This window comes from Streptomyces orinoci (assembly GCF_003121295.1).
GTDB lineage: Bacteria > Actinomycetota > Actinomycetes > Streptomycetales > Streptomycetaceae > Streptomyces > Streptomyces orinoci.
In genome coordinates this window covers 209669-231450 of record NZ_PHNC01000009.1, presented here as the reverse complement: position 1 = coordinate 231450, position 21782 = coordinate 209669, and the positions used below count along the sequence as shown (strand labels likewise).

The 21782-nt window shown below is 71.6% G+C and carries 3 protein-coding genes; all 3 read right to left on the bottom strand.

What is annotated here, in order from left to right; translation table 11 throughout:
* A partial coding sequence (locus tag CV755_RS07405) for a type I polyketide synthase (protein ID WP_153068604.1) occupies positions 1-4988 on the bottom strand: 4988 nt, incomplete at its 3' end.
* A 224-nt stretch (positions 4989-5212) separates the two neighbouring features.
* Positions 5213-10699, bottom strand: a complete 5487-nt coding sequence (locus tag CV755_RS07400; protein WP_435881547.1) for a type I polyketide synthase — start codon at positions 10697-10699, stop codon at positions 5213-5215.
* Positions 10700-10951: 252 nt separating this feature from the next.
* The gene (locus CV755_RS34095; RefSeq protein WP_422070517.1) at positions 10952-21772 is read right to left on the bottom strand and encodes a type I polyketide synthase; all 10821 of its coding nucleotides are present in this window, start codon (positions 21770-21772) and stop codon (positions 10952-10954) included.
* Positions 21773-21782: the final 10 nt, after the last annotated feature.

Here is a 21782-nt window from a genome sequence, read left to right as displayed (position 1 = left end):
TCCATGGCCAGCGCCTCGCGGGGCGAGATGCCGAAGAAGGCGGCGTCGAACCCGCTGGCGGCCTGCAGGAAGCCGCCCTCGCGGGTGTAGGAGGTGCCGCTGTGGCCGGGGTCGCTGTCGTAGAGGTCGTCCAGCGGCCAGCCGCGGTCGGTGGGGAAGGGGACGATGGCGTCGCGGCCGTCCAGGACCAGCCGCCACATGTCCTCGGGGGTGTCGATGCCTCCGGGGTAGCGGCAGCTCATGGCGACGATGGCGATGGGCTCGTCAGCGGCGGCCACGGTGGTGGCCGTGGGTGTGGCGGCGGCCGGGCGGGTGGCGCCCAGCAGTTGGCCGAGGATCAGTTCGGTGACGGCGCCGGCCGTGGGGTGGTCGAAGACCAGGGTGGTGGGCAGCTTGAGGCCGGTCGCGGTGTTGAGGCGGTTACGGACCTCGACGGCGGTCAGCGAGTCGAAGCCCAGCTCCCGGAAGGCGGCGGTGGGCGCGATGGCCGAGGCGTCGGGGTGTCCGAGCGCCGCCGCGGCCTGGGCGCGCACCAGTTCCAGGACGGTTTGCTGCTGTTCGGCCTCGGTCATGGCCTGCAGACGGGCGGCCAGGCCATGGGTGGCGGCCTCGTCGGCGGGCGCGGTGGCCTCGGCGGCGTCCAGGGCGCGGCGGACCTCGGGCAGGTCCGCGATGAGGGGGCGCTGCCGGACGGAGGTGTAGGCGGGGGCGAAGCGCTCCCAGTCCATGTCGGCGATGGAGACGCTGGTCTCCTCGTGTCCGACGGCTCCGACCAGGGCGGCGACCGCCAGTTCGGGGTCCATGGCCTTCAGGCCCAGCCGGAGCAGTTCTCCGCTGTCGCTGCCCATGCCCTCGCCGGCCCAGAGGCCCCAGGCAACGGAGGTGGCGGTGAGTCCGCGGGCGCGGCGCTGTTCGGCGAGGGCGTCGAGCGCGGCGTTGGCCGCGGCGTAGGCGCCCTGGTTGGCGCCGCCCCAGACGGCGGCGTTGGAGGAGAAGAGGACAAAGGCGTCCAGTGGCCTGTCGCCGAGGAGTTCGTCGAGGTGACGGGCGCCTTCGGCCTTGGCGGCGACGATGGCGGCGAGCTCTTCTACGGTGGTGTCGGCGAGCGCGCCGGTGTCGCCGACGCCGGCGGCGTGGACCACGGCGGTGAGCGGGTGCTCGGCCGGGACGGCGTCAAGGACCTCGGCCAGCGCCTCCCGGTCGGCGGCGTCGCAGGCGGCGATGGTGACCTCGGCGCCCGATTCGCGGAGTTCGGCGGCGAGTTCGGTGGCGCCGGGGGCCTGTTCGCCACGGCGGCTGGTGAGGACGAGGTGCCGGGCGCCGTTGGCGGCGGCCCAGCGGGCGACATGGCCGCCGAGGGCACCGGTGCCGCCGGTGATCAGGATGGTGCCGCTGGGCGTCCAGGCGCCGCCGGCGGAGTCGGCGAGGGTGGCGCGGACCAGGCGCCGGGCGAAGATGCCGGAGGTGCGGACGGCGAGTTCTTCTTCGCCGTCCGGTCCGGTGAGCGCGGTGACCAGGCGGGTCTGGGCACGGTCGTCCGCGGTGGCGGTCAGGTCGATCAGGCCGCCCCAGCGCTCGGGGTGTTCCAGGCCGATGACCCGGCCCAGTCCCCATATCTGTGCCTGGGCGGTGTCGGCCGGCCGGTCGGAGCGGCCGGTGGCGACGGCGCCCTGGGTGGCCAGCCACAGCGGGGCGTCGATGCCCGTGTCGCCGAGCGCCTGGACCAGGGTGACGGTGGCGGCCAGGCCGGTGGTGACGGCGGGGTGCCCGGGGTGCTGCCGCCGGTCGAGGGCGAGCAGCGACAACACGCCGCTCAGCGGGGCTTCTTGGGCCTCGGCGGTGTGCTGGAGCGCCTGGGTGAGCGAGGCCCGGTCGGTGGCGGCCGGGTCGCAGGTGAGCAGGACGGTCCGGGCGCCGGCGGTGGCCAGGGCCTGCTGGGCGGCGGTGAGCCAGGGGCTGTCGCCGGCCTCGGCGGGGACGACCAGCAGCCAGGTGCCGTCGGCGCGGCCCGGCTTGGGGGCGATGGGCTTCCAGGTGACGCGATAGCGCCAGCCGTCGATGGTGGACTGCCGGCGGTACTGGCGACGCCAGGCGGAGAGCGCCTCAACGGCCTTGGCCAGCCAGGGGTGTTCGGCCTCGTCCTGGATGTCCAGGGCGGTGGCCAGCGCGCTGTGGTCGGCGCTGTCCACGGCGTCCCAGAACCGGAGCTCCTCGGGGACCGCAGCATAGGCGGCGGCCAGTTCCTCGGGGGCGGTGGACTCCAGCCAGTAGCGGCTGCGCTGGAAGGCGTAGGTGGGCAGATCGACCCGCCGGGCGCCGGTCCCGGCGAAGCACACCTGCCAGTCAACGGTGGCGCCATGGGTGTAGGCCTCGCCCAGGGAGCGCAGGAACCGCTCCAGGCCTCCCTCGTCACGGCGCAGGGTGCCGATCGCGGCGGCGGGGAGCCCGGTGTCGTCGATGGTCTCCTGCACGCCCACGGTCACGACCGGGTGTGCGCTGACCTCGATGAACAGCCGGTGCCCGTCGGCGAGGAGCTTGCGGGTGGTCTGCTCGAACTCGACCGTCTGCCGCAGATTCCGGTACCAGTAGTCGGCGTCCAGGCCGGCGGTGTCAACCGGCTCGGCCGTCACGGTGGAATAGAACGGAACACCGCTCGGAACCGGCTGGATCGGAGCCAGAGTCTTCTGCAACTCGGCCTGGATGCGCTCCACATGGGCCGAGTGCGAGGCGTAGTCCACCGGCACCCGGCGCGCCCGTACCTGGGCTGCCTCACAGGCGGCCAGCAGCTCGTCGAGTGCGTCGGCGTCGCCGGAAACCACCACGGAGCGCGGGCCGTTGACGGCGGCGACCGACAGCCTGCCGTCCCAGACGGCCAGCCGCTCACGGGCCTCGGCCACCGGCTCGGCCAGCGACACCATGCCGCCCTGGCCGGACAGGGCCGTGATGGCCTGGCTGCGCAGGGCCACCACCCGGGCGCCGTCCTCCAGCGACAGCGCGCCCGCGACCACCGCGGCAGCGATCTCGCCCTGGGAGTGACCGACGACCGCGGCGGGCCGCACCCCGTACGCGTCCCACACCGCGGCCAGCGACACCATCACCGCCCATAGAGCGGGCTGCACCACATCGACGCGGTCCAGGCCGTCCCCGTTTGTGAGCACCTCGGTCAGCGACCAGTCCACCCACGGCTCAAGGGCCTGTCCGCATTCGCTGATGCGCTGGGCGAACACCGGAGAGCTCTCCAGCAGTCCGGCGGCCATCCCGGCCCACTGCGACCCCTGTCCGGGGAAGACGAACACCGGCTGGGCCGCGCCGAGCGCCACACCTTCGGCGGCATCCTCGCCCGCCGCCAACGCCCGTATGCCGGTGAGCAGTTCCTCACGGCCGGCGCCCGTGACGACAGCGCGGTGCTCGAACCCGGAACGCGACACGGCCAGCGAGTAGCCCACGTCCGCCGGGGACAGCCCGGGCCGCTCCTCGACGAAGTCGGCCAGCCGCTCCAGTTGGGCGCGCAGCGCCGTACCGGTACGGGCGGAGACCACCCAGGGCACCGTCACATCCTGGTGCGGTGCCGTCTCCGGCTGCGCGGCCTCCGGCTCGGGGGCGGCCGGGGCCTCCTCCAGCAGCACATGGGCGTTGGTGCCGCTGATGCCGAAGGAGGAGACGCCCGCACGCCGCGGACGGCCCTGGGCGGGCCACCGGCGGGCCTCGGTCAGCAGCCGGACCTCGCCCGCGCTCCAGTCCACCTTGGTGGACGGCTTGTCCACATGCAGGGTCCTGGGCATCAGGCCATTGCGCAGCGCCATCACCATCTTGATGACGCCGCCGACGCCGGCCGCGGCCTGGGTGTGGCCGACGTTGGACTTCAACGAGCCGAGCCACAGCGGGTGTTCGGCGTCCCGGTCCTGGCCGTAGGTCGCCAGGATGGCCTGTGCCTCGATCGGGTCGCCCAGCGTGGTGCCGGTGCCATGCGCCTCCACCACATCCACCTGGTCGGCGGTGAGCTGGGCGTTGGCCAGAGCCTGCTGGATCACCCGCTGCTGGGACGGGCCGTTGGGGGCGGTCAGGCCGCTGCTGGCGCCGTCCTGGTTGACCGCCGAACCCTTGATCACGGCCAGCACCTGATGGCCGTTGCGCACCGCGTCCGACAGCCGCTCCAGCACCAGCATGCCGACGCCCTCGGAGAAGCCGGCGCCATCGGCGGCGTCGGCGAAGGCCTTGCACCGGCCGTCGGGGGCCAGGCCGCCCTGCCGGCCGAGGTCGATAAAGGTGTCCGGGGTGGACATCACGGTGGTGCCGCCGGCCAGGGCGAGGGTGCAGTCACCGGTGCGCAGCGCCTGAACGGCCAGATGGAGCGCCACCAGCGAGGAGGAGCAGGCGGTGTCCACGCTGATGGCCGGGCCCTCCAGGCCCAGGGTGTAGGAGATGCGCCCGGAGGTGACGCTGTAGGCGTTGCCGACGCCGAGGTAGCCCTCCACCTCGTCCGGGATGGTGTCCAGCCGGGCGACATAGTCCTGGTACATCACCCCGGCGAAGACGCCGGTCTTGGTGCCGCGCATGGAAAGCGGGTCCATTCCCGCCCGTTCGAAGGCTTCCCAGGCGATTTCCAGCAGCAGCCGCTGCTGCGGGTCCATCGCCAGCGCCTCGCGGGGGGAAATACCGAAGAACGCCGGGTCGAACTCGGCGGCGTCATAAAGGAATCCGCTTTCCCGGCAGTAGAAGGTGCCGGGCTGGGAACGGTCGGGGCTGTAAAGGCGTTCCAGGTCCCAGCCGCGGTCGGTGGGGAAGGCCGATACCGCGTCCCGCTCCTCGGCGACGAGCCGCCACAGCTCCTCGGGTGAGGTCACGCCGCCGGGGTAGCGGCAGCTCATACCGATGATGGCGATGGGCTCATGGGCCCGGGCGTCCGCTTCGCCGAGCCGCTGCCGGGTCTGCTGCAGATCGGCCATGACCCGCTTGAGGTAGTCGCGAAGCTTCTGCTCATTTTGCATGTCAAGACCTCGTGGGAAACGGGCGCGCCCGGGAAGTCATGGGCAATCCGCCGGGGCGTCGATATGAGTCACCAGCGACGCTAGGAGGCCCCCTGATCCGGGGCCACCCCTAGCCCTCCCTAACCGCCCCCTAAGGGTTCGAAGGCCGCCCCGCCCCTGGTGGAGGGGTGGGACGGCCTTCGCTGTGAGTGTTATTGCCCGGGGTTGGGCAAGGGGTTTTTCCGCTAGCCGAGTTGCTCGTCGATCATGGCGAACATCTCGTCGTCGCTGACGTCCTCGAAGTCCGTCACCGGCGCGGCCGCCTCGGGGCCGCCGCTGTCGCGGGTGAGGGTGGCGAGGACGGTCTGCAGGCGGCTGACCACCTTCGCCCGTTCTTCTTCGGGGAGTTCGGTCTGGGCGAGGGCCGATTCCAGCCGGCCGATCTCACCATGCACCGCGGAGGCCGCGGACTTGGTGCTGCCGCCGCCGAAGCGGGTGGCGAGGAAGTCGGCCACCGCCTGCGCGGAGGGGTAGTCGAAGATCAGCGTGGCCGGCAGCTGGAGGCCGGTGACCGCGTTGAGGCGGTTGCGCAGCTCCAGGGCGGTCAGCGAGGTGATGCCCATGTCCAGGAAACCGCGGTGGGGTTCCACCAGGTGTCCCCCGGCGAAGCCCAGCACCTGGGCGGCGTTGTTCCGGACCGACTCCAGCAGGACGGCGGCCCGCTCGGGGCCGGCCAGCCCGGCCAGCCGCTCGGCCAGCGCATTGCGGTCGGCCGCGCCGGCCTGGGCGCTGTGCGCGGTGCGGCGCGGCGGGGTGCGGACCAGGCCGCGCAGCAGGGGCGGCAGTTCGCCGCCGGCCGCCTGCCGGCGCAGCGCGGCCAGGTCCAGGCGGACCGGGACGGTGGCCGGTTCCCCGGTCGCCCAGGCGGTGTCGAACAGCTCCAGGCCCGCCGCCGAGTCCAGGGTGAGCACGCCGCCCTGGGCGATGCGATCGACGTCCGCGTCACCGAGCCGGGAGGTCAGCGTGGAGCGTTCCTCCCACAGTCCCCAGGCGAGTGAGTGGGCGGGCAGCCCCTGGCCGGCGCGCAGTTGGGCCAGGGCGTCGAGGAAGGTGTTGGCCGCGGCGTAGTTGCCCTGCCCGGGCCCGCCGAAGACGCCGGCGGCCGAGGAGAACATCACAAAGGCCGCCAGGTTCTGCTGCCGGGTGAGCTGGTGCAGGTTGACGGCCGCGTCCACCTTGGGGCGCATCACCGTTTCCAGCCGCTCGGCGGTCAGCGAGCCGATCACCCCGTCGTCCAGGGTGCCCGCGGCGTGGATCACCGCGGTGAGCGGGTGACCGGCCGGGATGCCGGCCAGGACGGCGGCCAGCGCGTCACGGTCGGCGGCGTCGCAGGCGGCGACGGACACCTGGGCGCCCAGGCCGGTGAGTTCACCGGCCAGTTCGGCGGCGCCCGGGGCGGCCGGTCCGCTGCGGCTGGTGAGCAGCAGGTGCCGCACCCCGTGCTCGGTCACCAGGCGGCGGGCCAGCAGGGCGCCCAGGGTGCCGGTGCCTCCGGTGATCAGTACGGTGCCGTCCGGGTCGAGCGGGGGGCGGCCGGTATGGGCCGAGGCCGGCACCCGGGCCAGCCGTGCCACGGTGGGCGCTCCCCGGCGTTCGGCGAGTTCGGGCTCGTCACCGGTGGCGGCGAGGGCCAGCACGGACGGCGTGACGGCCGGACTCTCGGGGTCCAGGTCCAGCAGGACGAAGCGGCCCGGGTTCTCGCTCTCGGCCGAGCGGACCAGGCCCCATACCGCGGCTCCGGCCGGATCGCGCAGGTCGCCGGGGGTTCCGGCGGCCATGGCGCCCCGGGTGAGGAGCAACAGCCGGGATCCGGCCAGTCGTTCGTCGGCCAGCCACCGCTGGAGGAGAGCCAGCGCCCGGGCGGCTCCGTCACGGGACGCCTCGGCCGCGCCGTCGGCGTCCCCGGCCGGGGACGGATCCCAGGGCAGGCAGACGATGGCGGGGGCCGGGACACCCCCGTCCAGTGCCTTGGACAGCCCGTCGAGCCCCTGGTGGGTGTCGGCCTGGACGCCCAGTTCCTTCAAGGCGGTGAGCAGCGCGGTGTCCTCGCCGTCCCCGGTGAGTACGGCCCAGCCGGCGGCGGGCAGCGCATGCCCGGCCCGTTCGACGGCCGTTCGGTCCGCCGCCGTCCACTCCACCCGGTACAGGGCGTCGTGCAGGGCGCCGCCGGAGGCCGGGGGCGCGAGGCGGTCGGCGGCGACCGGGCGGGTGGTCAGGCCGGTCACGGAGACCACGGGGGCGCCGGTGGTGTCGGCCGCGTGCAGCACGATGCGCTTGTCGGCGTCCAGGGTGAGGCGGACCCGCAGGCGGGTGGCGCCGGTGGCGTGCAGGGCCACGCCGCCCCAGGAGAAGGGCAGGCTCACCGGGGCGTCGTCGGCGGGCGCGGTGCCGGTGAGGCGGTCCCCGCCGACGATGACGGAGTGCAGGGCGGCGTCCAGCAGCGCCGGGTGGATGGCGAACCGTCCGCCGTCCATGTCCTCGGGCAGCGCGACCTCGGCGAAGAGCTCCTTCTCGCGCACCCACAGCGCGCGCAGGCCCTGGAAGGCGGGGCCGTATTCATAGCCCTGCTCGGACAGTTCCCGGTAGGTGCCCTCCAGCGGAAGGCGTTCGGCGTCCTGCGGGGGCCAGGTGGCCAGGCCCGCGTCCGCCGGTTCCACCGGCGCCTCGGCGAGGGTGCCGATGGCATGGCAGGTCCAGGGCTCGTCGTCGTCGGTGTCCCGGCGGGTGTGGATGGCCACGCCGCGCCGCCCGCTGTCGTCGGCGGCGCTCACGCTCACCTGGAGGTGCAGGCCGCCGGTGGCGGGCAGGATCAGGGGTTCCTGGAGGGTCAGCTCCTCCACGGTGCGGCAGCCGGCCCGGTCCCCGGCTTGGATGGCCATTTCCACCAGTCCGGTTCCCGGCAGCAGGACGGTGCCCATCACCGCGTGGTCGGCCAGCCAGGGGTGGGTGGCCAGGGAGATGCGTCCGGTGAGCACCTGGCCGTCCAGGTCGGCCAGCGGGACCGCCGCGCCGAGCAGCGGGTGGTCGGCCGGGGTCAGGCCCAGGCCATGGGCGTCGGCGGGTGCGGTCTGGGCGTCCAGCCAGTAGCGCCGGCGCTGGAAGGCGTAGGTGGGCAGCTCGACCCGGGCCGGGCGGATGGGATGTTCGCGGTCCGGGCCGGCGAACACCGCCTCCCAGTCCGGCAGCACACCGCCCGACACCGCCTCACCCAACGAGGCCACAAACCGGTCCCAGCCGCCCTCGCCCCGCCGTAGCGTCCCCACCACCGACGCCGGCGCACCGGCGTCCTCGATGATGTCCTGCACCGCCATTGACACCACCGGATGCGGCGAGACCTCCACCACCACACACGGCCCCACATCTCCCAGTGCCGAACGCACGGCGGACTCGAACTCCACCGTCTCCCGCGCATTGCGGAACCAGTAACCCACGTTCATCAACCCGGTATCCAACGGCCCGCCGGTCACCGTCGAATACAGCGGCACCGGCGACGACACCGCACCCAGACCGTCGAATGCCTCGCCCAATTCGGCCTGGATCGCAGCCACCTGCACCGAGTGCGCCGCGTAGTCCACCGCGATTCGCCGCACCCGCACGCCGTCGTCCTCGCACTCGGCGAAAAACTCCTCCAGCGCCCCCGACTCACCCGACACCACCACCGACAACGGCCCATTCACCGCCGCCACCGACACCCGGCCCTCGAACCGCTCCAACCGCCGCCGTACCTCGGCCACCGGCGCCACCACCGACACCATGCCGCCCAGCCCCGACAGGGCCAGCACCGCACGCGCCCGCAGCGCCGCCGCACGCGCGCCCGCCTCCAGCGACACCGCGCCCGCCACCACGGCGGCCGCCAGCTCACCCTGCGAGTGCCCCACCACCGCGGCCGGCACCACACCCACCGACCGCCATACCTCGGCCAACGACACCATCACCGCCCACAACGCCGGCTGCACCACATCGACCCGCTCCAGGCCCTCACCGGTCCTCAGCACTTCGGTGAGGGACCAGTCCACCCAGGGCTTCAGCGCCTGTTCGCACGCATGGATGTGCCCGGCGAAAACCGTTGAGGTGTCCAGCAGTTCGGCGGCCATTCCCTCCCACTGCGCTCCCTGGCCGGGGAAGACGAACACCGCCTTGGCCGCGCCGCGGGCCATGCCCGCGGAGCCCTCGTCGGCGGCCAACGCCCGTACGCCCGAGAGCAGTTCCTCCCGGCCGGCGCCCGTGACCACCGCACGGTGCTCGAACGCCGTACGCGAGACCGCCAGCGAGTAGCCCACATCCACGGGCGACAGCCCGAGTCGTTCCTCGACGAACCCCGAGAGTCTGCGCAGTTGTTCGCGCAGCGCCGCCTCGGACTTGGCCGACACCACCCAGGGCACGGCCACGCCCTCGCGCGGCCCCGTCTCAACGGCCTCCCGTTCGGGGGCGGCCGGCGCCTCCTCCAGCACCACATGGGCGTTGGTGCCGCTGATGCCGAAGGAGGAGACGGCGGCCCGGCGGGCGTGTTCGCGCTCCGGCCAGGGCTGGGTGTGTGTCAGCAGCCGGACTTCACCCGCGCTCCAGTCCACCTTGGTGGACGGCTTGTCCACATGCAGGGTCATGGGCATCACCGCATGCCGCAGCGCCTGCACCACCTTGATGATGCTGCCCACACCCGCGGCCGCCTGGGTATGGCCGGTGTTGGACTTCAACGAGCCCAGCCACAGCGGGTGGCCGGCGTCCCGGTCCTGGCCGTAGGTCGCCAGGATGGCCTGTGCCTCGATCGGGTCACCGAGCGTGGTGCCGGTGCCATGCGCCTCCACCACATCCACCTGGGCGGCCGCCACCTGGGCGTCGGCCAGGGCCTGCCGGATGACCCGCTGCTGGGACGGGCCGTTGGGAGCGGTCAGGCCGTTGCTGGCGCCGTCCTGGTTGACCGCCGAACCCTTGATCACGGCCAGCACCTGATGGCCGTTGCGCACCGCGTCCGACAGCCGCTCCAGCACCAGCATGCCGACGCCCTCGCCCCAGCCGGTGCCGTCCGCGGCATCGGCGAACGCCTTGATCCGCCCGTTCCGGGCCAGGCCGCGCTGCCGGCTGAAGTCGGTGAACGCCACCGGGGTGGACATCACCGTGGCGCCGCCCGCCAGGGCCAGCGAGCACTCGCCGCGCAACAGCGCCTGCTTGGCGACATGCACGGCCACCAGGGAGGAGGAGCAGGCGGTGTCCATGGTCAGGGCCGGGCCCTGCAGACCGAGGGTGTAGGAGATCCGGCCGGAGGCGACGCTGCTGATATTGCCGTTGGAGATGAACGGCTCCAGCTCCGGCGGGATCGTCGGCACGGACCAGGCATAGTCGGTGTGGATCATCCCGACATAGACGCCGGTCGGCGTCCCCTTCAGCCGGGCCGGGTCGATACCGGCGTTCTCGATGGCCGTATAGGAGGTCTCCAGCAGCAGCCGCTGCTGGGGGTCCATGGCGACCGCCTCGCGGGGCGAGATACCGAAGAAGGCGGGGTCGAAGTCGCCCACCCCGTCCAGGAATCCACCCTCGCGGACATAGGTGGTTCCCGGGCGGTCCGGGTCCGGGTCGTACAGCTTCTCAAGGTTCCAGCCACGGTCCGCCGGGAATTCGGAGAGCGTGTCAATGCCCTCCGAAACCACCCGCCACAGTTCGTCCGGCGAGTCCACGCCGCCCGGGAAGCGGCACGCCATGCCGACGATGGCGATCGGCTCGTGTGCCGCCTCCTCGACCTCGATCAGGCGATTGCGGGTTCGACGCAATTCGGCGGTGACGAACTTGAGGTTTTCCAGGATCTTGTCGTTTTGCGTCATGGGGAGGAGTGCACCACCTGTCGGGTCGGTCTTTTCACGGGAGTTGACGGCCCTGACCTTTCCTGGGAAGGGTCAGGGCGCTGGGAGAGGTCAGGCCCCTGGGAAGGGTCAGGACTTTCCGAACTCCCGCTGAATGATGTCCAGGATCTCGTCGGCGGTCGCCGATTCCAGATCGTCCGCTTCGCCACCGCTCCCGCTGGTGGTGCTCCGCAGTTCGTCCCACTTGGCCAGCACCGCCCGCAGCCGGGAGGCCACCTGGGCGGCCTCGTCGCTCTGCTGCGCCCAGCCGTCGGGCACCCGGGTGAGCGCGGACTCCAGCCGCTCCAGCTCCGCCAGCACCGAACCGGCGCCCGGTTCGGTGGGCTTGGCGTCCGCCACCAGCCCGGCGAGCAGGTACTCGGCCAGGAGGGCGGGCGAGGGATAGTCGAAGACGACGGTCGCGGGCAGCCGCAGGCCGGTCTCGCCGGTCAGCCGGTTGCGCAGTTCCACGGCGGTCAGCGAGTCAAAGCCCAACTCGCGGAAGGCACGCTCGGGTTCCACCGCATCGGTGCCCGAGTAGCCGAGTACCGCGGCCACATGGGAACGCACCAGGGCCAGCACCAGGGCCTCCTGCGCGGCGGCCGGGCTCTCCGCGAGCCTGGCCCGCAGCGCCGAGCCGCCCGAGGCCCCGCCGGAAGCCCCGGCCTGGGCCGCGGCACCGCCGTCCGCGCGCACCGTGCGACGCATCGGGGCCCGCACCAGGCCCAGCAGCAGTGCCGAGCCGGGCCCGCCGTCGAGCTGCACCGCGGACGGCCGGAACACCATGGGCGCGACAACCGGGCTTTCCAGGCCGGCCGCCAGGTCGAACAGGGCGCGGCCCAGTTCGGCGGTCACCGGGGTCATGCCATTGCGCTTGATCCGTTCGATGTCCGCCTCGGTCAGCCGGCTGCCGATGCCCACGGTCGATTCCCACAGACCCCACTGGAGCGACAGCCCCGGCAGCCCCTGCGCCCTGCGGTATCCGGCCAGCGCGTCCAGGAAGGTATTGGCGGCCGTGTAGTTGCCCTGACCCGCCTCGCCGAACAGCGCGGCCGAGGAGGAGAACATCACAAACGCCGACAGCTCCATCTCGCGGGTCAGCTCATGCAGATACCAGGCGGCATCCGCCTTGGGGCCGAGCACCTTGTCCAGGTGCCCGGGAGTGAGCGAACCCACCGTGCCATCGCTGATGACACCGGCGGTGTGGATGACGGCCGTCAGCCGACGCCCCTGAAGCAGGCCCGCCACCGCGTCCCGGTCGGAGACATCACAGGCCGCGACCTCCACCTCGGCGCCCAGCCCGGAAAGCTCCGCCACCAACTCCTTGGCACCTTCCGCCTCAAGACCACGACGGCTGGTCAACAGCAGGCTGCGCACCCCGTGTTCGGCCACCAGATGACGGGCGAACAACGAACCCAGGCCACCCGTACCACCGGTGACCAGCACCGTACCGTCCCCGGCGGCAAAGCCCTCACCGGAACCGGCCGCCGGAACCCGCGCCAGGCGGGCCCCGTGCACCACCGCGTCACGGACGGCGAGTTCCGACTCGGTGCTCGACACCAGCGCCGACCACAGTGTGGACAGCTCCGGGTCCGCGCCGGGCTCCAGGTCCAGCAGCACCAGCTGGTCGGGGTTCTCCGCCTGCGCCGCGCGCACCAGACCCCGTACCGGGGCGTTGGGCAGGTCCCGGACGGCGTCCTTGGGCCCGGTGGCCACCGCGCCCCGGGTCACCAGGACCAGGCGGGCGTTGACGAACTGCGGGTGACCCAGCCACTGCTGAAGCAGGCCGAGGGCCCGGTGAGTGGCCGCATGGGTCGCGGCCACCACATCCTTCTCCCCGGCATCCTTCTCCTCGCCCCGGGCATGGGCGGCGTCCGGTTCGGCGAACTCCACAAACACCAGCTCCGGCTGCGGCACCGTGCCCGCCGACACCGCGTCCACCAGCGCATCCAGGGAGGAGAAGGCCGGGCCGCCGGTGCCGAAGGGGTCCTTCCCCACCACCGCGAAGGGGCCGACCGCGGTGGCGGGCACCTCCACGGGCTTCCACTCCATCTGGAACAGGGCGTCCCGCACCCGGTCCCGCTCGCCGCCCTGAGCGCCGGCGACGGGCGCCTGCCACTGGGCGGTCCGAGCGGTGAGGACCGCCGCGCCGGAACCGTCCGCGGCGATCAGCTCGGCCTCGTCGGCCGTCCGCCGCAGCCGGACCCGCAGCATGGACGCGCCGGTGGCATACAGGCTGACCTCGCGCCAAACAGTGGGGAGCAGCACGGCTTGTTCGTCCAGCGCGGCCGGGTGCAGGGCCGCGTCCAACAGGGCGGGGTGAACACCGAAGCCGGCGGTCGCGGTGCCCCTGGGCAGGACGACCTCGGCGAAGACGTCCGCACCGCGCTGCCAGGCCGCCTGTACGCCCCGGAAGAGCCGGCCGTGGGCCAAACCCATCTCCGCGAGCTCCTGGTAGAGGACGTCGGTATCGATCGCCATGGCGTCCGCCGGGGGCCACACGGCGAGTTCGGTGGCCACCGAGGCGGGCGGCACGGACGCGGCCAGGGCCAGCACACCGGTGGCGTGCAGAACCCATGGCTCGTCGTCGGCGGCGGACTCCGGGCGGGAGAACACGGTCAGTTCGGGGCGGCCGGCGTTCTCCGTACCGTCCACGGTCATCCGCAGGGCGACACCACCGCGCTGCGGCAGTACCAGCGGCGCCTGGAGCACCAGCTCCTCCAGCCTGCCGCAGCCCACCTGGTCGGCGGCGTGGATGGCGAGTTCCACCAGCGCGGCCCCCGAGACCACCACCTCACCCGAGACGGTCCGCTGCCCCAGCCAGGGGTGGGACTGCACCGACAATCTGCCGGTGAAGACGGTGGTGTCGGTGGTCGGAATGTTGACCACGGCCGACAGCAGCGGGTGTTCGGCCGCCATCTGGCCCAGCCCGGTGGCGTCACCGGACTTGGCGGCGGTCTCCAGCCAGTAGCGCTGGTGCTGGAAGGCGTAGGTGGGCAGTTCCACACGCTTGGCGGCACGGCCGGCGAACACACCCTCCCAGTCAAGGTCCGTGCCATGGGCGTGCATCGTGCCGATGGCCGTGGTGAAGGTCTGGGCCTCCGGGCGGTCCTTGCGCAGGACGGACGCGAAGACGGTGCCCTCGCTGATGCACTGCTGGCCCATGCCGGAGAGAATCCCGTCCGGGCCCAGCTCCAGGAACTTGGCCACGCCCTGAGCGGAGAGGTAGGCCATGCCATCGGCGAAACGGACCGCCTGACGGACATGACGCACCCAGTAGTCCGGCGAGCACAGCTCCTCGGCGGTAGCCAGCGTGCCGGTCACATTCGAAACCACCGGGATCTGCGGCGCGTTGAAGGACAGCTCCGCGATCGCACTACGGAAGTCCTCCAGCATCGGCTCCATACGCGGCGAGTGGAACGCATGGCTGACGGTTAGGCGGCGCACCCGCCGGCCCAGCTCCTGGGCCTGCGCGACAGCCGCCTCAACCGCATCCTCGTCACCCGAAACCACCACGGACGACGGGCCGTTGACCGCCGCGGTCGCAACCTCAGCCTCACGGCCGGCAATCCACTCGGCGACCTCGGCCTCGGTGGCCTCCACGGCCGCCATGGCACCACCGGCCGGCAGAGCCTGCATCAACCGGCCACGAGCCGCCACCAACTTGGCCGCATCGGCGAGCGACAGCACACCGGCAACATGAGCCGCGACGATCTCCCCGACCGAATGACCGATCAGGAAGTCCGGCCGCATCCCCCACGACTCCACCAACCGGAACAACGCCACCTCAAGCGCGAACAACGCCGCCTGAGTAAACGCCGTCTGATCCAACAGAGACGACCCATCCCCGAAGACAACGTCCTTCAGTGAACGGTCCAACTGCTCGTCCAGATGAGCGCAGACCTCGTTGAAGGCGGCCGCGAAGACCGGGAAGGTCTCATACAGCTCACGGCCCATACCGGCCCGCTGACTGCCCTGCCCCGTGAACAACAACGCCAGCTTCGAACGCGACGCACTGCCCATGGTCACAGCACCAGATATCTCACCGGACGCCAACGCCCGGACACCCGCGAGCAGTTCGTCACGATCCGCGCCAGCGATCACCGCCCGGTGCTCGAACCGCGACCGCGCAACCGCCAACGAGTAGCCCACATCCACCGGCGACAGGTCGGCACGCTCCTCCAGGAACGCCACCAGCCGCTCCGCCTGAGAGCGAACCGCCGCCTCCGACTTCGCCGACAGCACCCATGGCAGCACCGTGTCAACCACCGGCTCCACAGCAGCAACAGCCGGCTCCGGCGCCTGCTCCAGCACCACATGCGCATTGGTGCCACTGATACCGAACGAGGACACCGCGGCCCGCCGCGGACGACCGGCCTCCGGCCATTCCCGCGTCTCGGTCAGCAACTCCACCGCACCCGCCGACCAGTCCACCTCAGGAGTCGGCGCATCGACATGCAGCGTCTTCGGCAGCAGTCCATACCGCATCGCCTGAACCATCTTGATCACGCCGCCGACGCCTGCGGCCGCCTGACTGTGGCCGATATTGGACTTCAACGAGCCCAGCCACAAGGGACGGTCCTCGGGGCGCTCCTGCCCATAGGTCGCCAGCAACGCCTGCGCCTCGATCGGGTCACCCAGCCGCGTACCCGTACCATGCGCCTCCACCGCATCCACGTCCCCCGCCGACAGTCCGGCATCCGCCAGGGCCTGGCGGATCACCCGCTGCTGCGCGGGGCCGTTGGGGGCGGTCAGGCCATTGCTGGCACCGTCCTGATTGACCGCCGTGCCACGGACGACCGCCAGCACCTGGTGTCCATGGCGCAGGGCGTCCGACAGCCGCTCCACCAGCACCATGCCGGCACCTTCACCCCAGACGGTGCCGTCCGCCGCCGCGGAGAAGGCCTTGCACCGGCCGTCCATGGCCAGAGCGCTCTGCTGGGCGAAGTCGATATAGGTGTCGGGGCTGGTCATCACGGTGACACCACCGGCGAGTGCCATGGAGCACTCCCCCCGGCGCAGCGACTGGATGGCCAGATGCAGGGCGACCAGCGAGGAGGAACAGGCAGTGTCCACGCTGAGCGACGGACCGCTCAGGCCCAGCAGGTAGGAGACCCGGCCGGAGACCACACTGCTGGTGTTGCCGGTGCCCAGGAAGCTGTGCACTCCCTCGGGGGCGTTGGCGGCGCCCGGGTAGTAGTCGGAGTTCAGCACACCGACGAACACGCCGGTCTGGCTGCCGCGCAGGGTCGCCGGGTCCAGCCCGGCGGATTCCAGCGCCTCCCAGGAGGATTCCAGGATCAGCCGCTGCTGCGGGTCCATCGCCAGCGCCTCACGCGGCGAGATCCCGAAGAACGCCGGGTCGAAGGCGGCGGCGGGTACGAATCCGCCCTCACGGACATAGGTCTTGCCGACGCGGCCGGGCTCGGGGTCGTAAAGGGCCTCCAGGTCCCAGTCGCGGTCGGTCGGGAAACCGGTGATGGCATCGACGCCGTTGACCACCATCCGCCACAGTTCCTCGGGGGAGGTGACATCGCCGGGGTAACGGCAGGCCATGCCGACGATGGCGATCGGGTCGTTGTCCAGGGACGGCTGCGCCACCGCGGACACCGGTGCAGGCGCCTCGGCGGTGCCCAGCAGCTCGGTGCGCAGATACCGGGCCAGCGCCACGGCGCTGGGGTAGTCGAAGACCAGTGTGGTGGGCAGGCGCAGGCCGGTCTCGGCGGCCAGCCGGTTGCGCAGATCAACCGCGGTCAGCGAGTCGAAGCCCAGTTCCTTGAAGGCCCGCTCGGGCTCGATGGCGTCCACTCCGTCATGGCCGAGTACGGCAGCGACATGGGAACGCACCAGTCCCAGCAGCAGGGCTTCCTGCTGCTCGGCGGGCAGGCCGGAGAGTCGTGCCCCAAGCGACGCGCCCTGGGTGCCGCCGGTGGTCACCGCCCGGCGCGCGGGGGCGCGCACCAGCCCGCGGAGCAGCGCCGCACCAGGGCCGTACTCGGGCTGGATGACGGCCAGCCGCAGTCCCATGGGTGAGACCACGGCCCGGTCAAGGGCGAAAGCCGCCTGGAACAGGGACAGGCCAAGCTCGATGGTCAGCGGTGTCATGCCATTGCGCTTGATGCGCTCCACATCGGCGTCGGTCAGCCGGCTGCCCATGCCCGCGGAGGGCTCCCAAAGGCCCCACTGGAGCGACAGCCCCGGCAGCCCCTGCGCCCTGCGGTATCCGGCCAGGGCGTCCAGGAAGGTATTGGCGGCCACATAGTTGCCCTGCCCCGCCTCGCCGAACAGCGCGGCCGAGGAGGAGAAGACCACAAAGGCCGACAGGTCCTGGCCCCGGGTGAGCTCATGCAGATGCCAGGCGGCGTCCGCCTTGGGGCCGAGCACCTTGTCCAGACGCTCGGGGGTGAGCGAACCCACGGTGCCGTCGTCGAGTACACCGGCGGTGTGGATGACGGCCGTCAGCCGGCGCCCCTGAAGCAGGCCCGCCACCGCGTCCCGGTCGGAGACATCACAGGCCGCGACCTCCACCTCGGCGCCCAGCCCGGAAAGCTCCGCCACCAACTCCTTGGCGCCTTCCGCCTCAAGACCACGACGGCTGGTCAACAACAGGCTGCGCACCCCGTGTTCGGCCACCAGATGACGAGCGAACAACGAACCCAGGCCACCCGTACCACCGGTGACCAGCACCGTACCGTCCCCGGCGGCAAAGCCCTCACCGGAACCGGCCGCCGGAACCCGCGCCAGGCGCGGCACCAGTACCGCACCGTCACGGACCGCGAACTCCGGCTCCCCGAGGTCTGCGAGCGGCACCAATCCGGCGAAGTCCGGCTCCATACCGGCGCCGGCGTCCGGGTCGGTATCGAGGTCGAGGTCGAGGTCAAGGTCGAGGTCGAGGTCGATAAGGAGAAAACGGTCGGGGTTCTCCGACTGGGCGGCGCGCACCAGGCCCCACACCGGCGCATGCGCCAGGTTGCGCACCCCCGGGTCGGTGCCGGCGGCCACCGCGCCCCGGGTCACAAAGACCAGGCGGGAGTCGGCGAACCGCTCATCGGCCAGGAACTCCTGGAGGAGCGCCAGCGCCCGGTGGGTGGCGGCATGGGCAGCGGCGACCATATCGTCACCGGCGTTCTGAACGACGGCCTCGAACGGTGCGAACACCACATCGGCGCCTTCGCAGCTCTCCAGCCCCGCCTGGACGCCGAGCACTTGGTGGGTGTCGGCCGTGCCGGAGGTCATGGTGCCCGCCGGAAGCGGAACCCAGTCCACCTGGAACAGCGAGTCGCGGGTACGGACGCGCGCCGTGGCAGGGCCATCGATCTCCGCCGGCCGCTGTTCCACGGCCCGGGCCGTGAGCACGGCTGCGCCGGATTCATCGGCGGCCAGCACGCTCAGCGTGCCGTCGGCATGGGTGAGGCGCACCCGCAGCGCGTCGGCACCGGTGGCGTACAGCCGTACCCCTTCCCAGCGGAAGGCGAGTTGGGCGGCGCCGTTCTCCGCGGCGACGGCGTGCAGGGCGGCGTCCAGCAGGGCCGGGTGAAGGCCATAGCCGTCGGTCGCGGTGCCCTCCGGGAGCGTCACCTCGGCGAAGATCTCCTCGCCCCGGCGCCAGGCGGCTCGCAGGCCGCGGAAGACCGGACCGTGGGACAGCCCGGCGCCCGCCAATTCGTCATAGACGGCGCCGACATCGACCGGCTCGGCGTCGGCCGGCGGCCAGGCCGACAACTCAGAGCTCTCGGGTGACACACCCATGGTGGCCATGGCGAGTGTGCCAATGGCGTTGAGCGTCCACGGGGAGTCGGGCGCCACATCGTCGGCCCGGGAATGCACGGTGACCTCACGGGCCCCCTGCTCGTCCGCGGCGGTTACGCCCACCCGCACGGCGACGCCCCCGCGTTCGGGCAGGACGAGCGGTGCCTCGATGGTCAGCGCTTCCAGTCCGTCACAGCCGACCTGGTCACCGGCATGGACCGCCAGCTCCACCAGCGCGGCGGCGGGCAGCACCGGAACACCACCGATGGCGTGGTCGGCGAGCCAGCCATGAGTCTGGAGCGAGAGACGGCCCGTGAGGACCAGCGACTCGGTGTTGGGCACCTCGACGGCCGCGCCCAGCAGTCCATGTCCGGTCGGCTCAAGCCCAAGGCTGTTGACATCGCCCGCCGATGACACGACTTCCAGCCAGTAGCGCTTGCGCTGGAAGGCGTAGGTGGGCAGGGCGACGCGTTTGGCGGCTCGGCCCGCGAATACGCCTTCCCAGTCAAGTTCGGTGCCGTGGGCGTGCATCGCGCCTACGGCCATGGTGAGCGTCCGGGCTTCGGGGCGGTCCTTGCGCAGGACGGAGGCGAACACCGCGTCGTCGCTGACGCACTGCTGTCCCATACCGGAGAGGATGCCGTCCGGGCCCAGCTCCAGGAACTTGCCCACGCCCTGACCGGAGAGGTAGGCCATGCCATCGGCGAAGCGGACGGCCTGGCGGACGTGGCGCACCCAGTAATCGGGCGAGCACAGCTCCTCGGCCGTGGCCAGGGTGCCGGTCACGTTCGAAACGACCGGTATCTGCGGCGCGTTGAAGGACAGCTCCGCGATGGCGCTGCGGAAATCCTCCAGCATCGGCTCCATACGGGGGGAATGGAACGCATGGCTCACCGTCAGGCGACGCACCCGTCGGCCCAGCTCCTGGGCCTGGGCGACAACCGCCTCAACCGCATCCTCGTCACCCGAAACCACCACGGACGACGGCCCGTTGACCGCCGCGATCGCAACCTCAGCCTCACGCCCGGCAATCCACTCGGCGACCTCGGCCTCGGTGGCCTCCACGGCCGCCATGGCACCACCGGCCGGCAGAGCCTGCATCAACCGCCCACGGGCCGCGACCAGCGTCGCCGCATCCTCAAGCGACAGCACACCGGCAACATGCGCGGCGACGATCTCCCCGACCGAGTGACCGATCAGGAAGTCCGGCCGCACCCCCCACGACTCCACCAACCGGAACAGAGCAACTTCCAGAGCGAACAGGGCCGCCTGAGTAAACGCCGTCTGATCCAGAGAGGCCTCATCGCCGAAGACAACATCCTTCAGCGAACGCCCCAGCCGCTCATCAAGGTGAGCGCACACCTCGTCAAACGCGGCCGCGAAGACCGGGAACGTCTCATACAGCTCACGGCCCATACCGGCCCGCTGACTGCCCTGCCCCGTGAACAACACCGCCAGCCGGCCACGCGTCACACTGCCGCTCACCACGGCACCGGACACCTCACCGGAGGCCAACGCCTTTACGCCTGCCAGCAATTCGTCCCGGTCCGCGCCGGTCACCACCGCCCGATGCTCGAACCGGTCGCGTACAACGGCCAGCGAGTACCCCACATCCACCGGCGACAGCTCAGGCCGCTCCCCTGCAAAGGCGGCGAGGTTCTCCAGCTGGTCCCGAAGCGCGGCCTCGGTCTTGGCGGAGACCACCCACGGTACGGCGGTGTCCCCGACAACCGGTTTGACCGCCGGCGCCTGTTCGATGGCTGGGGCCTGTTCCAGCACGACATGTGCGTTGGTACCGCTCATACCGAAGGACGAGACACCCGCCCGACGCGGACGACCCACCTCCGGCCACTCCCGCGCCTCGGTCAGCAACTCCACCGCACCCGCCGACCAGTCCACCTCAGGCGACGGCGCATCGACATGCAGCGTCTTCGGCAGTACCCCATGCCGCATCGCCAGCACCATCTTGATCACACCGGCCACACCCGCAGCCGCCAGGCTATGACCAATATTCGACTTGATCGAACCCAGCCACAACGGCCGCTCCCCCGGCCGCCCCTGACCATAGGTCGCCAGCAACGCCTGCGCCTCGATCGGGTCACCCAGCCGCGTACCCGTACCATGCGCCTCCACCGCATCCACATCCGCCGCCGACAAACCCGCACCAGCCAGCGCCCGCTCAATCACCCGCCGCTGCGACGGACCATTCGGCGCCGTCAAACCATTACTCGCACCGTCCTGATTCACCGCCGAACCACGAACAACCGCCAACACCTCATGCCCCAGACGCCGGGCATCCGACAGCCGCTCCACCAGCAGCATGCCCACACCCTCAGCCCAACCCGTACCATCCGCCCCCGCCGCAAACGCCTTACAACGCCCATCGGCAGCCAGACCGCCCTGGCGCGAGAAGTCGATAAAGGTGTCCGGGGTGGACATCACGGTGGCACCACCGGCGAGCGCCAGATCGCACTCGCCCCGGCGCAGCGACTGGACGGCCAGGTGCAGGGCGACCAGCGAGGACGAACACGCCGTGTCCACACTCACCGCCGGGCCCTCAAGGCCAAGCGTGTAGGACACCCGGCCCGAGGCCACGCTGCCCGAGTTCCCGGTGCTCAGATAGCCCGCGATGTTCTCCGGCACAGCGTCGGAGCCGGGGAAGTAGTCCGAGCTGAGGACGCCGACGAACACACCGGTCTGACTGCCATGCAGGGATGCGGGGTTGATGCCGGCCGACTCCAGCACCGAGTACGAAGCCTCCAGCAGCAGCCGCTGCTGCGGGTCCATCGCCAGCGCCTCACGCGGCGAGACGCCGAAGAAGTCGGCATCGAACTCGCCCGCGTCATAAAGGAATCCGCCCTCCTTGGCCGTGACCTTGGCGGGCCGCTCCGGGTGGTCGGAGGTGAACAGACCTTCCAGGTCCCAGCCTCGGTCGGTGGGGAACTCGGCGATGGCGTCCACACCATTGGACACCAGTCGCCAGAGGTCCTCGGGCGAGTTGACCCCGCCGGGGTAGCGGCAGGCCATGCCGACGATGGCGATCGGCTCGGTGGCCGCGCTCACCAGCTGGCGGTTCTGCTGCTTCAGCTGCTCGGTTTCCTTGATCGACGCACGCAGTGCCTCGACGAGTTTGTCCTGAGGGGTAGTCATCAAGTGCTCCACACGTCGAACA